The following is a 13,015-nucleotide window of genomic DNA, read 5'->3' on the forward strand; positions in this document are numbered from 1 at the left end:
GCGAAGGAGGCAACAACTAGAGAGTATCAAGCGGAGCCCCTCAAACAGGCTGCTAGCCCGCCTGTACCTGACTAATGTAATTCAGCCACACTTGACTCTCGTTGCGTAACTTATCATCGGTTTCTGCTTTAGCAATCAGCTGTTGCGCTCTACTTAACTGCCCCAGATGAATATTGGCGATCCCCATCATTAACCACAAGCGTGGTTCAACTTTAGCTTGTTTATCCGCCAAATGCTGTAACACATCAAGTGCTTTATTCCACTGTTGCTGCTGCAATAACAATTGCGCATACTGACGTAAATTCGCTTCACTATCGTCAATTTTCAAAAGTTGTGCTAAGGCAGCACTCGCCTGCTTTTGCTGCTTGGCCAGCAACCAAGCTTGACTAAGCAAAGACTGATAACGCTTATTTCGCTTTAACTGCCCACGCTGCATCGCTTGCTCTAAGATCTGCGCCGCCAAATAGGCATTGCCTTGACGTATCAATAATTGGCTCAACAAAGTGTACTGGCTTGGCTTCTCAAATAATCCTTGCTGATAGGCCAAGCGTAAACTGGCCAAAGCAGCAGGCTCATCTTTATTTTGCATCAACAACGCCGCAAGTTGATACCAGTGCGACATTTTTTTCGGCTCGGCTGACAGCAGCTGCTTTTGCCATTTGATCGCCAAGCGCCATTGCGACAGCTGAGAGCGACTGACCATCGCCATCTGATACCAATTTATCGGCACCGTTGCTGATTTTTGCATACTGATGGCCCGTTCAATCGCCTCCGCCCCAGCGCGCCATTGCTGCTGCTGCAATTTTGCCTGAGCCAACAGCTGATAATGGCTAGCCGCAATTGAGCTTGGCTCGGCTTGGCTTAACCAAGTCTCCAATAGCTCAGCGCCGATCGCCCAATGTTGTAAGGCTAGATTTAATTGTGCTCTGACTAGCATCAGTTGCAACAGCTGTGCTGGCTCGAGCGTATTAGAGTCCACCGCGAGCTGATAATAATGAAGAGCCTGTTGGTAGTGATCACCGCTCAAGGCTAACTGCGCCAAATTAAGTCGAGTAATTGCCAGAGCATAGGCCCGCGCTGCAAGTGGTTTGAGTGTCTGCTCAAGCTTCACTAACACCCGCTTCGCCTGCTGCGGCTGCTGTTGCTCAATCAAACTCAAGGCGCTATTGACTTGCTTATACTCATATTGATTGAGCTGATTAGTCTTGGCAAATCCCGCAGCACTCACGCAAAGTAAAGCCAGCAGTATCATATGCTTTAACATAAACATTCCTTAATCACCGCGAGTAAATTCGAAAGTTTGTAAGGCTCTAAAAGAAACCGCCTTACCATTCTCGGTTTTAACCTGAAAACGCCAACGCATTAAAGCCTGCTTAACCGACGCTTCAAACACCCCTTTGGGATCCGATTTCACCACCTTAATACTACCAATCGCGACCTCACCATTTTCTTTTACCGTGAAGTGCACCGTGACTTTACCTTCAATCTTGCGTCGCTCCGCCGAACGAGGATAAACCGGAGATACTCGAGACAAGGCGATAGGATGACGGTCAATCGTCACCGCAACCGGAGCCGGTGGGCCTATATGAATTAGATTACTCACCGAACTAATCGCGACTTGCGTACTACTGATGCTCGGTAAATTTAAATCGATTTTAGGCTGTGGCGCTTGGCTTAAAGTTTGCGAGGGCATTGGAGGTAGTTCTGGGACAGCCTCGAGCTCTGGCTCTGGTGGTTTTTGTCGCTCTCGTAAGCGATGTTCTACATCGCTATCTTGTTTTACAGCCAAAAAACTTAAGTGCGGCGCTTCGCTGCGTTCAAACTTCGCCGTTTGACCGATGCCAGCAAGATGCGCTAAGGCCCAGAAAAAACTCGAGGCAAACAAAATGCCCAGAGGCGAAAATGCCAGCAAGCGCAACATCACTAACCACCCATCCGGGTTGCCACCGAGTACGGCAAGTTTGCTAAGCGCAATTGATCCAGCAGTTTCACTAAATCACCAGTGCTGGCCTTCTCGTCAGCTTGCACCACGACCGCTAAATCGGCTTGCTCAGACTTTAAACGCTCCAAAGTTGGACGTAACATACGAATGTCTATCGCCTGACCATCCAACCAAATTTCGGCCTCAGCACTTAAGGCAACCATCACCGCCCCTTGGCTTTGCTCGGTACTGGTTTGCGACTGGGGTCGGTTCACTTCAATACCGGCTTCACGCACAAATGAAGTGGAGACGATGAAAAATATCAACATGATGAACACGATATCCAGCATCGGCGTCATATCGATCTGCGCTTCATCCTCTTGCTGGAATAAAAACTTAGTTTGTCTCATTGTCTACTCTACTATTTAATCTTTGATTATCCATGTTGAGCCCCTAGTGAGGCCGCGCTCGCCTGAATGCGGGCCCGTTGACGAATGGTCCAACGTGCCAAGTGCGTATGGAAAATTAACCCAAAAACCGCGATCGCCATACCTGCCATAGTGGGTAAGGTAGCTTTGGCAATGCCTGCTGCCATTAAACGAGCATTGCCTGTTCCGTTAAGCGCTAAACTATCAAAAACCTGTACCATACCGGTGACCGTGCCCAGCAAGCCTACTAAAGGGCACAGTGAAATCAATAACTTAATAAATGATAGATGCTGTTTAAGCTGGAGATCTAAATCACAGTACTCACTTTGCCAGCGATACCACTGCCGATGTGAGAAACTATTCTGATTAAATTGTTGCCGCAAAGCTGGAAAACTAAACCAACGAAACCAGTAGCGCTCCAAAATCAACGTCATCAACAAAGCGGCTAAAGCCAAAATAAGACTGAGCACCCAACCACCGGAATGAAGAAACTGCAGCAACAATCCACTGATGCGGCTCCAATCAAGTAGCATGTTTGCTCCTTACTTGCTGAGCTTCGCGCCTATCAGCCAATAAAGCGGTACTTTTTTGCTGTAAGATCTGAATCACTCGGCGAGAACGGCTACTCAACAAGTTATGGCTAAACAACAGTGGAATGGCCACAATCAAGCCCAGTACCGTGGTAATCAGAGCCTGAGAAATCCCTCCCGCCATTAATTTCGGATCGCTGGTACCAAACAGCGTAATACTCTGGAAAGTGCCGATCATTCCGGTCACGGTGCCCAGCAGCCCCAATAAAGGCGCAACTGCCGCAAACAACTTAATCAGACTTTGACCTCGCTCTAAGCCAGGAACTTCCTCCAAAATAGACTCTTCAACTCTTAAGGCTAAATCGTCCACTGCTAATTCACTTTGCTGGGCTTTATTCAATACTCGCCCTAAAGGGTTATTATCGAATAGTTGGCCTGAACTGTTTTTTAACTGGCGCTTCACCTTCATCTCGGTGATGCTTAACAGCAACATCCGCCACAGGGCCATCACCAAACCAATCAGTCCCAAGGCCAAAATAATATAGCCCACATAGCCACCTTGTTTAATTCGCTGCTCTAAACTGGGCACTTGGCCGAGTAAGGCCAATAATTGGCCACGGGTCGGATCGATCACTAAGCTGGCCTGCTTGCCCTCTATATAGGCTTTCGCCTGATTCACCGCCGCGCCGTCAGGCTGACGACTCAACACCAATAATTGATCCAGCTTGTTTTGCCAGCTCAAATAATGCCCTTGTTGGTCAAGCAACTGAAAATTACCAATGCGCAACACTTGGCTACTGCGAGTTTGTCCGGAAGGCTCCACCACATCCCGCTCAAATAAAACGATTTTTCCAGACTCATTCAACTCATCGTATAAGCTAACCCACAAAGTCTTAAATTCATCGATACTCGGAATTCGTTGTGCCGAAGCAAAATCTAGCTGTTTGCTACGTCCCGGAAACTGTGCACTGACCAAAGAGTCCTGCAACTGCCCTTGCGCCTCACTGGCTTGTTGCTTCACCACACCAAACACTTCGCCGAGCTGACCACTTCGCTGAGTCAACAATTGCTGTATCTCAGTTAAATGCTGTTCGTTTTGGTCAAAGGCTTGCTTTAATTCTAGTTGCCGAGCATTCGCCGCGGCCAAACGTTGCTGGCTTTGTGCCAATAGCGCCTTTTGACTATCTAGGTGTTGTTTAAATTCGGCTAAACGCTGCTGATTAACTTGACCATCATGCTGAAGAATGTCTGTCGCGAGCGATGCTAAACGATGACTAGGCTCGGCGGCTGATAGCGGTGTTGAAAAACTGAATAAGGTAAATAATAAGATCGACAAAATGCGCATTACAGCCCCCGCTCGATCGGATTAAGTGGCAGCGTTAATAGCTCGGGAATACTCTGTTGCCAAGCGATTTGAATCGCCGAGCGTAAGTCCAAATTGTGTTGTTTCGGTAAACTCACCCAAGCTTGTTGCTGAGGATCCCATAAACCGCTAATCTGGCTATCTAAACTTTGAAAATACAAGGCGGTGCGACCCAAGCGGAAAAAGTCGACTTGCAGTTCGTCACCGTCGTGGGTAGGCAATGTTTTAAAAGACTTTAATTCAGCGCTGGTTAACTTACCTTGGTAAGCCTCAATGGTACGTCCATATTCTATTTCAATTTGGTAGGCTTCTAATACTTGACGGTATTTCTCGGCCAAACTCACATCAGCTCGCACTAAATTATTTTGCAGTTTAGCTAAACGTTGCTGACGTTCCTGCGGCAAAAAGGGCAAATCTTGCGCCACAAAATGGGCTAAGCCCTCAAGCATATCAGCCAACAAGGGTAAGGCCGATTGCTGAGTCGCCTCTAAAGAGCCAAGCTGACTTTGTAAATCATCCAGCTCTTGCTGTTGAGAAGCCACCATCAAGCTCAACTGTTTGTTATAAGCCTCTACTAAATCGGCTTGTTGCTGATTTTGCTGATAATCTAAAAAGGCTTGTTGTGCCCGCTCATCTAAACCATCAAGCTTCAACTGAGTCTGCTGATTTTTCCGATGACTTTGCTCAGTTGTTTTAAGACTGGCATCAATTTCACTCGCCTGTACCACATGAGCCAAGCACATTCCGGCGAGTAAACATGACCAGCTCAACCGGCCCTTTAATATCTTCATTTTTTTACCACTGATAAACATTCTTTCACAAGATGAATAATGAGGATCCCAACAACCCAGAGATTGCATGTCGATGAAATAACAACACGAATGCTTAGTGCTGGCAGCGACATTTATCATCAAAATTCGCCACCAACAAAAAGTTTACAAGTTCAGCCTGTCGCAACATTTCACCAACAAGCAACTATAGCTATCAACACAAATAAGAATTGTTCTTATTTGTATTTGATAATATCATACCGTTTATTGAAAGGAAGTGAAACTCACTGAATTAACTTAATGCAGGAAAATTAAGGATGAACCGTAGTTACATATCGGTATTGCTAGCAGCCGTACTTAGCCAAAATGTCAACGCAGAACAAACCACTGTCAATCACGAGCAATTAGAGGTTGGTGATAAGCTCACCGTCGTCGCTGAAAAAGGGGTTGCTAACTCAACCACAACTGGCAGCAAAATGGATATTCCGATCAAAGAACTACCATTTTCCGTTGCAGTGATTGACCAACAATTTATGCGAGATACCGGCGTTAAAAACCTACAGGACGCATTACTTTATACTTCCGGTGTCTATAGTAGTGCCTTTGGTTTAGATTCACGTGGTGACTGGAGTCTGGTCCGTGGTGTCGCCCCCACCCAGTATGTGGACGGCATGAAATCACTGTTTGGCTACTATAACAACATTCGCCCCGACACCTTCTCTATGGAACGAATTGAAGTTCTCAAAGGTCCCTCATCGGTATTATTTGGTCAAGGCTCTACTGGGGGCATTGTGAATCTGGTGTCAAAACTGCCACAACAGCAGGCCAGTCATCAACTATTGGCCCAAGGCGGTTCTCATAATCGACGCCAAATTGCAATTGACTCGACCGGACCAATTGCTAACAGCAACCTACTCTACCGAATGGTCGCTTTAGCGCGCGAAGGTGATACCCAAGTTAATCATACTGAAGACAATCGCTACCTGATTAATCCTTCCTTAACCTGGATGATGGGTGACGCAACCAATTTAACCCTATTGGCCAACTATCAACGCGACGAATCGGGCACAGTACTTCAATTTTTACCTACCGAAGGCACACTGTTCGCGGGACCGAATGGCCAGTATATCGACAAAAGCACCTTCTTAAGTGAGCCCGGCTGGGATAGTTATGACACCGAACAACTATCGCTAACTGCCTTATTTGACCATCGTTTTAATCAGATCTGGTCATTGCAAGCCAATATGCGCTACACCGATAGTGAATCCGATTACCGCTCCATGTGGTCTTATGCGCCGAGTACCAGTAGTGATGGCGCTCCGATTATGTATAACCCCGATGGCACGATCAACCGTGCGGCGTACCATAAGCAAGGAAATAGCAAAGTGCTCACCAGCGATGTGCGCGCCTTGGCTAATTTTTCTTTGGGTGCGACAGAACATGCACTATTAATCGGCGTAGACGGCCAACAGGCAAAAACACGTGACGATGTCTGGTTTGGTAGCGGTGGTACCATCGACCCTTATAATCCGGTTTATGGCAACATTCCCAGCGGCTATACCATTACACCTGGGGCAGAAGTGACTGCCTCGCAACTTGGTATTTATCTGAATGACCAAGTCAATATTGCTCAAGTGTCGGTGAATGCTGGTTTACGCTACGACACCACCAAAACCAAAACCGAAGGTAGTATCGCCAATACTAGCGAAGATGCGGTGACCGGACGCTTCGGTGGAATGTACCACTTTGATAACGGACTCTCTCCTTACCTAAGCTACTCGCAATCATTCGAGCCTCAGCAAGCTGTCTCGGATATGAATAACGGTAAACTGATCTACCTCGATCCGCTACGTGGCGAGCAATATGAAACGGGCATAAAATATCAACCCACTGGTTCAGACCTACTTGCAACCGTTTCTTTGTATGACATTACCCAGAAAAATCGAGTTCAAACCAATCCCAATGGTGGTGTTCGGCCACTGGCTGATGTCAGTATTCAAGGCGCTGAGTTCGAAGTTCATAAAAAATGGTTACAAGTTGATTTAATTGCCACCTATACCGAACAAAGAACTGAAGATGAAGAAACCGGTTACCGGATCGCCTATGTGCCCGATAGACTCGCTTCGGTATGGGCGAATTATCAATTCAAAAGCTCGCTTGAAGGTTTACGAGTCGGTTTAGGAAGCCGTTATGTAGGAGATACCACCGATGGCACTGATCTGTACACTGTACCATCAGTGACTCTATTTGACGCCATGGCCGCTTACCAAACCGGTCACTGGGATCTGAGCTTAAACGCGAAAAACTTATTCAATAAGACTTACGTGGCATATGCGTCTACCTCTGGAACCACTGGTTATGGTGAAGGTTTATACGTCACCGCCGATGTTCGATACAATTTTTAGGACTCAACCATGGCCTCCGTGCATTTTCGCCGCAGGCCAATTGAGCCAATATTGCTCATGACATCGTCTAACTTGGATAGCATCAGCCAATACCTGCTCGCCGCTTTTCAAAGCAGCAAGCCTTTGGCTGAACTGGCGCGACATTTAAGCCCCAGCTTAATTGAATTACACACTCACCAGCTTAACTCGCAGCCGTTGATTGATGCCCAATCCCCACAAATAAGTGAGGTAGTTTGCCAATTGTATCGCAGCTGGCAACATCAACATCCCGAAGCTGGCGAAGTGTATTGGCTCATCCAAAGTTGGAGGATGCTCATTTGGCAACCCATTACACTAACATTGATTGCGGTATATGCCCGCCAAACCAGTTTAGACCTGAGCCAATTCAAGCAAAGACTTAACTTAGAGAGTGGCATTGTGAGTGGCTATCTGGATCTGCAACTTAGCTCCCCCACAGCGGCTGATGATCAGCAATGGGTATTAAATCAAAGCTGTCGCCAATTAAGCCAATTATTACAAGACTACCGCTCAGCCTTAGGACAACAGGGTAGACTGAGCGAAGCCGTCGCCATGCGTCTCGTCAAAGATCAAATCGCTAATCTGATGCTCAAGTTAGCTGCAGCATTCCCGCAACTCAACAGTGTGGCACTCAGCCATTTATTAAGTCCCTGGAGTGAACAACTTCAACTCGGGCCCAAATCACCATTTTTTGATTTTGAGTTAAACCCAGAACGCAGTACCGTTCTGGCCAAACCTTCAGCCTGTTGCCAGCACTATCGGCGAGCCGATGGTGATTACTGCCTCAACTGTCCGAAGCTGCAACGCGCCGAGTTAGCACAGCGCTTAGCGGCACATAAACAATCCTTGCAAACATGTTAAACCCCAGCGCGGCATGTTCAGTAAGCCATAAAAAAGTAAACCTCCGATGTTAGAGCTACACCACGTCATCGTACGTCATCAACAAAACACCGTGTTAAATATTCCAGAGTTGCGCATTGCTGCGCAGCAAATCACCGTCATTCTGGGCCACAATGGTTCCGGAAAGTCGACCTTAATGAAGCTATTAGCGCGCCAACAAAACCCAACTCAAGGACGTATTTGTTTAAATCAACATTCCTTGGAGAGGCTTTCCCAGCGCCAATTGGCTCAGCAGCTGGCCTATCTGCCACAACGACTTCCAGATGTTGCGGGATTAACGGTGACCGAATTAGTCCGTTTAGGCCGTTTCCCCTGGCGTGGAACTTTAGGCCGCTGGAAATCCAGTGACCATTTAGCAGTCCAGCAAGCCCTACGGCAAACCAATGTCAGCCACTACGGTGAGCAGCTAGCCGATCAACTTTCAGGGGGGGAACGTCAGCGCGCCTGGATTGCCATGTTACTTGCCCAGCAGGCCCCGATGCTGCTGCTTGATGAACCGACATCCGCCTTAGACCTTAGTCATCAATACGACTTAATGCAATTACTGCGTCAGCTCAACCAACAGCAGCAGCGCGGTATTGTTGTGATCTTGCACGATGTCAATCTGGCCTGTCGCTTTGCCGATCGCATTCTGGCTTTAAAACAGGGGCAAATCTGTTTTGATGGCTCACCTCAACAATTACTGACACCTGCGAACCTGCGAAAAATTTATGGCTTGGATTTTGATTTAATCAAACAAGCCCAGCAAAACCTCCCCGTGGCCGCGGTCGCTTATCCCGAAGAGGAACAATTATGATTCAAACTCATTGTCGCCGAACTCCATTCATCATAAAAACCGTTTTATTGATGCTAGTGCTTCAATCAAGCCTGGCACTGGCTTTAACCATCAACGATGACATCAAGTCGCATCACTTTGCTAAGGTGCCGCAACGCATTGTTGCACTCAACTGGTCCATGGCAGAAAACGTGTTGGAATTAGGTCTTGTCCCGGTGGGTATTGCCGATATTGCCGGTTACCAAACCTGGGTCGTCAAACCAGCCATTCCGGCAGGCGTCACCGATGTGGGGACTCGCATGGAGCCGAATCTCGAGTTAATCGAAGAACTCAAACCAGATGTCATCTTACTGAGTAGCTCACAGGCCGATCTACTGCCGCGTTTAGAAAAAATTGCACCAACGCTGTTTTTTGATTCGTTTAACGCCAGCCAGGATAACTATCAAAAGTCCAAAAAAATCTTTATGCAATTGGCCGAGTTATTTGATAAACAAACGGTCGCCGCACAAAAGCTCACCGCCTTAGAGAAGCAATTTGTAGATTTAAAACAACAAATATCCCAACATTTTTCGGGGCATATCCCCAAAGTAACCACCATTCGATTCAACAATGCCTCAACGATTATCGTCTATGGAGATAATTCACTTTCCCAAGCCGCAGCCGAGCAATTAGGGATCGCCCCCGCGCTCCCTTTAGGCCCCTCTAAATGGGGGATCGCCCAGAAGAAACTAAGCGATTTAGCTCAAATTGAAGAGGGCATCGTGGTCAACATTAAACCCTTTGATCAAGAAAAACAGTTGCAAGCCTCACCGCTATGGCAAGCTCTGCCGTTTGTCCGCAAAGGCCACTACACCACCATGGAAGCTATCTGGAGTTATGGTGGCGTAAACTCGGTTGGCTACTTCGCTCAGGCCCTTACCGACAGTTTATTAAACATCAACAGTCCCGAGTAAACCCAACACCGATGAGCATATTATCCAGATACAGCCTTAGTGGCGGCATATTCATCGTCGCTACCCTCGGCTATTTACAAATAGGCGAGGCACCCAGCCTCTTCCGTCAGCTGAGCCTGATTCACCACTGGCAGAGCCAGCAATTTTCCGAGGTGATGTTTTTGTATGCCAGCCTGCCAAGACTCAGCTTAGCGATTATTGTGGGCGGCGTATTGGGTTTGGTCGGTAGCCTTTTGCAGCAGTTAACACAAAACTATTTATTATCGCCGATGACCTTAGGCGCGTCTTCTGGCGCGTGGTTAGGCTTGGTCTGTTTAAGTGTCTTTTTACCCAGTCTAGTCCCCCTTTATGGGCACTGGTTTGCCATGGGAGGCGCCATACTCAGCACTGCACTGGTCATTTTTATTGCGGGTCGTCAGGGTTTGGGGGGCTTACCGGTGATTTTATCGGGTTTGGCCATCAATCTACTGTTAGGTGCCATCGCGACGGCTATCGTGATGACACATGATCAATATGCTAAAAACCTGTTTATTTGGGGTGCTGGTGATCTCACTCAAAGCGACTGGAGTTGGGTGACTTGGTTACTACCAAAGTTGTGGCCCATGCCCCTGTTGTTATATTTTGCCCCTCGCCCACTCAGCCTATTACGTTTAGGTGAACAGGCGGCCGGGGCTCGTGGTTTAAGCCTCATTCCCACCATGGTCACGCTGATTGGCTTCGCCATTTGGATGCTCTCCTGCGCGATTACCGCTGTGGGATTAATCGCTTTTATTGGTCTGCTGGCACCCAATATCGTGCGTAGTTTAGGTGCCAGAACAGCCCGTGACCAATTATGCTTTAGTGTCTTAATTGGCGCTTTATTGCTGCTAATAACCGATATGATTGCCCTGATTGCCAGCGGCTACACAACCAATATGATCCCAAGTGGCACCGCGGCGGCTTTAATTGGGGCCCCAGCACTGATTTGGTTTAGCCGTGGCAAACTAGGCGCGAAAGACCAGCAAAGTCTAAGCCTGCCAAAAGGCGCCGTCAGCTTACACAAGCATCTGCCCCTAGCTTTAATCTGCCTATTGTTAAGCATATTATTTGTCGCCTTATTTGTTGCACCTTCATTGCATGGCTGGCAGTTATCCATCAGTAATTTACACACCTGGCAGCTACGCTGGCCACGAGTATTTGCCGCCGTGGCGGGCGGTGCAGCGATGGCCATGGCCGGGGTAATCTTACAGCGACTGATCCGCAACCCCTTGGCCAGCCCCGACATTTTAGGGATGTCGGCTGGTGCTACATTTGCCTTGGTCATCACCACTATCTTCACCGGTGCGTCAATTTTTGAGGTGGGAAGTTTAGTCGCATTTATTGGCAGTAGTGCGGTCCTCGCCCTACTGCTGCTACTGGGTAGAAAACATCAGTTCTCACCCGCAATGATGGTATTAATTGGCATTGCTTTAGCGGCGCTCATCGACGCCCTCATCGCCTTTGTTTTGGCCAAAGGCAGTGATGAGGTTTATAGCATCCTGGGCTGGTTATCCGGAACCACCTATCGCGTGGCTCCCTCACAGGTCATCTTGCTGCTCGTCTCGGTGACGCTGTTAGGGCTGCTCAGCCTGTCACTGAGTCGCTGGTTAACTCTGATTTCGGCGGGAGATGACATCGCTAAGGCGAGAGGCCTGAATATAAGCCAGGCTCGGCTGATATTACTCATCATCGTGGCGCTATTATGCGCACTAGTAACCGCCGTGATTGGCCCCTTAGCCTTTGTGGGTTTATTAGCTCCGCATATGGCGGTGATGCTTGGCGCCAAGAAAGCTGCGCCGCAGTTACTACTGGCATGCATCATTGGCGCATTATTAATGTTGGTATCCGATTGGTTAGGTCGAGTCTTGCTCTATCCGGTACAGATGCCAGCGGGCACCATTGCCTCTATATTAGGTGGCAGTTACTTGATCCTGTTACTGAGCAGAAGCGGTCACCCGCCAAACCAAAGCCAGTAGAAGATACATCTTAAACCGCTTCGCGCCCACGCGCTGGCGATCCCAAACACCAAAGGCTGCGCCATCTGGCCAGCCGAAAGGGCGCAGTAAATTGCTTTCGCCAGCAACAAGCCCGTGCTGGCAGAGCGCTCAAAGGATTGAGCCCCCCAGTTCGTGATCGTTGCACGGCAACTGCGAGGCAATTAGCGCAGTTAAATTGAGCGACTTATCAAGTCTGCTATCATTCAAAAGCTTACCGTCTTGTTTGGTTTTTTTGAAGCCCGAATTGAGGGCATGATTCTGCCGCAATTAAGTACCGCCAGCCTGACGATTTGGAGCGCAAAAGCCTCATCTGTAATAAACCTTCATCCCACAAGCGCCGCTCTCTCGGTGAGCAGTGGATGAATTGATGAGTTGATGAGTTGATGAGTTGATGAGTTGATGAGTGATTATCTGTACTAGTGTGATTATCTTTACTAGCTCTTACACAATCTGACACTGCGGATTACCGAGCGTGACCTAACCGTACAAGCTACACACTAAATTACCAACTCACTTTTGGACAAAAACGTGTTAGGAAGGTAATTAATGCGGTGATGCTTTGGGTAAACCCAAGCTAGGCATACTCAGTATTAACGCCGCCAGAACGCGGCTGCTTTGTAGTTGATTGAATTATGGCAGTCTTTTTCGCCATAATTCAAGCGACGGAAAAGTAGCTCGACGTTACTGGCTTTGTGTACGCCCAGCATGGGCATGAACTAATGAGGTGAAAGTCCTCTGTAGGAAGGTCACCGTTTAATAACACTTTGATTATTAAACGCTAACTACTAGCGAATGGCAAGGGCGTTACCGTGAGGGAATGTCTGAAGGAAGCCGGACGCAAATCTGCGAGCTGATGAACAAAAACATCATATGAGGCGTAGGCTGGAGGCGAGTTGGCACAAGACAACGAAGCCATGTGATCTAACGGCCACCGTAA

At 47.9% G+C, this 13,015-nt stretch carries 11 protein-coding genes; 5 read left to right on the top strand and 6 right to left on the bottom strand.

What is annotated here, in order from left to right:
- Positions 1–52: 52 nt before the first annotated feature.
- The 6 genes from ACRRSW_RS16750 to ACRRSW_RS16775 are packed head-to-tail and all read right to left on the bottom strand — an operon-like array spanning position 53 to position 5,033.
- Positions 53–1,264 carry a hypothetical protein gene (locus ACRRSW_RS16750; RefSeq protein WP_432459901.1) on the bottom strand — a complete coding sequence of 404 codons (1,212 nt, stop codon included), beginning with the start codon at positions 1,262–1,264 and terminating at the stop codon, positions 53–55.
- 9 nt (positions 1,265–1,273) lie between these two features.
- Positions 1,274–1,921, bottom strand: a complete 648-nt coding sequence (locus ACRRSW_RS16755) for a TonB family protein (RefSeq protein WP_432459902.1) — start codon at positions 1,919–1,921, stop codon at positions 1,274–1,276.
- A gap of 2 nt (positions 1,922–1,923) precedes the next feature.
- On the bottom strand, positions 1,924–2,331 hold the full coding sequence (locus ACRRSW_RS16760; RefSeq protein ID WP_432459904.1) for an ExbD/TolR family protein: 408 nt from the start codon (positions 2,329–2,331) through the stop codon (positions 1,924–1,926).
- 26 nt (positions 2,332–2,357) lie between these two features.
- The gene (locus ACRRSW_RS16765) at positions 2,358–2,882 is read right to left on the bottom strand and encodes a MotA/TolQ/ExbB proton channel family protein (RefSeq protein ID WP_432459905.1); all 525 of its coding nucleotides are present in this window, start codon (positions 2,880–2,882) and stop codon (positions 2,358–2,360) included.
- Positions 2,872–4,224, bottom strand: a complete 1,353-nt coding sequence (locus ACRRSW_RS16770; RefSeq protein ID WP_432459906.1) for a MotA/TolQ/ExbB proton channel family protein — start codon at positions 4,222–4,224, stop codon at positions 2,872–2,874. The genes ACRRSW_RS16765 and ACRRSW_RS16770 overlap by 11 nt, the downstream gene beginning before the upstream one ends.
- Positions 4,224–5,033 (bottom strand): DUF3450 domain-containing protein, encoded by an 810-nt coding sequence (locus ACRRSW_RS16775; protein ID WP_432459907.1) that lies wholly within the window; start codon positions 5,031–5,033, stop codon positions 4,224–4,226. Before ACRRSW_RS16775 ends, ACRRSW_RS16770 begins: the two co-directional genes overlap by 1 nt.
- 296 nt (positions 5,034–5,329) lie before the next feature.
- Between ACRRSW_RS16775 and ACRRSW_RS16780 the strand changes: the two genes are divergently transcribed.
- The 5 genes from ACRRSW_RS16780 to fhuB are packed head-to-tail and all read left to right on the top strand — an operon-like array spanning position 5,330 to position 12,057.
- Complete coding sequence (locus ACRRSW_RS16780) at positions 5,330–7,417, top strand: TonB-dependent siderophore receptor (RefSeq protein ID WP_432459908.1); 2,088 nt, start codon at positions 5,330–5,332, stop codon at positions 7,415–7,417.
- Positions 7,418–7,426: 9 nt separating this feature from the next.
- On the top strand, positions 7,427–8,296 hold the full coding sequence (locus ACRRSW_RS16785) for a siderophore ferric iron reductase (RefSeq protein ID WP_432452107.1): 870 nt from the start codon (positions 7,427–7,429) through the stop codon (positions 8,294–8,296).
- A 46-nt stretch (positions 8,297–8,342) separates the two neighbouring features.
- The gene (locus tag ACRRSW_RS16790; protein ID WP_432452106.1) at positions 8,343–9,131 is read left to right on the top strand and encodes an ABC transporter ATP-binding protein; all 789 of its coding nucleotides are present in this window, start codon (positions 8,343–8,345) and stop codon (positions 9,129–9,131) included.
- A complete protein-coding gene (locus tag ACRRSW_RS16795) occupies positions 9,128–10,063 on the top strand; it encodes an iron-siderophore ABC transporter substrate-binding protein (RefSeq protein ID WP_432452105.1) in 936 nt (311 codons plus the stop codon). The genes ACRRSW_RS16790 and ACRRSW_RS16795 overlap by 4 nt, the downstream gene beginning before the upstream one ends.
- 11 nt (positions 10,064–10,074) lie before the next feature.
- Complete coding sequence (fhuB, locus tag ACRRSW_RS16800; RefSeq protein ID WP_432452104.1) at positions 10,075–12,057, top strand: Fe(3+)-hydroxamate ABC transporter permease FhuB; 1,983 nt, start codon at positions 10,075–10,077, stop codon at positions 12,055–12,057.
- The last annotated feature ends 958 nt before the right edge of the window (positions 12,058–13,015 follow it).

It is taken from the genome of Agarivorans sp. QJM3NY_25, from assembly GCF_050870875.2.
Classification (GTDB): domain Bacteria; phylum Pseudomonadota; class Gammaproteobacteria; order Enterobacterales; family Celerinatantimonadaceae; genus Agarivorans.